Annotated in this window: 1 protein-coding gene; it reads right to left on the bottom strand. The window is 61.9% G+C overall.

The features are described from left to right. A partial coding sequence (locus KP708_RS15445; protein ID WP_215757245.1) for a hypothetical protein occupies window positions 1-675 on the bottom strand: 675 nt, incomplete at both ends.

The following is a 675-nucleotide window of genomic DNA, read 5'->3' as shown; positions in this document are numbered from 1 at the left end:
TCAACCGCCAGCGCAGCACTGGACACCTCTGCCAAGGCCTCCCGCACAGGCAGGGCAGTTAAACGCCATGCCGCCCGCAACTCCTCACGTCGTGCCTCTGGCATATCTTTGGCTGCCCACCACCCCAGCCGGTCAGGTACTTTCGGTGACGGGCAAACCCTGCGAACCTCACCGCCCCGGAATGCCGCAGCAACCTGGTTTGAGCCAGCCCGAACCTCCTGCGCCTTCTGCTCCCGTTCCGCAAAGGCCGCTTCCCGCTCTGCCAGAGCCTCTTCCCGCCTCCGAAGATCAGCCTCTTTCTGCTCGGCAATCCGGGCATACAGGTCAGCATTTTGATGAACGGCACCCGTCTCTTTTTTCGGTTTTCCGCGCTCTAGACGGCGATCCAGCCTCTCCCGCGCCCAACTTTGCCCAACTGACTGCATAGCAGCCCCCGAGGTCTTTAAAATCAGGCTCTCGGGCACGTTCAGAGGCCACTTCTCCTCCTTCGCCTTCCGACACGACATAACCGGCTTGGCCTTCCCGCTTTTGTGCCGTTGTTCCCGGACTGGCGACATGAACACATCAACCACCCCGGAGCCTTTTTCGTCGGTGTCATAGCGCAGCCCCCAGACGGCACCGGCACCACCCCAACTTTCGGCCCATGCCTGCGCTTCATCGACGAGCTGCTGCACC

The organism is Gluconobacter sp. P5H9_a (assembly GCF_018812085.1).
Classification (GTDB): Bacteria; Pseudomonadota; Alphaproteobacteria; order Acetobacterales; family Acetobacteraceae; genus Gluconobacter.
This window is presented reverse-complemented; position numbering and strand designations above follow the sequence as displayed.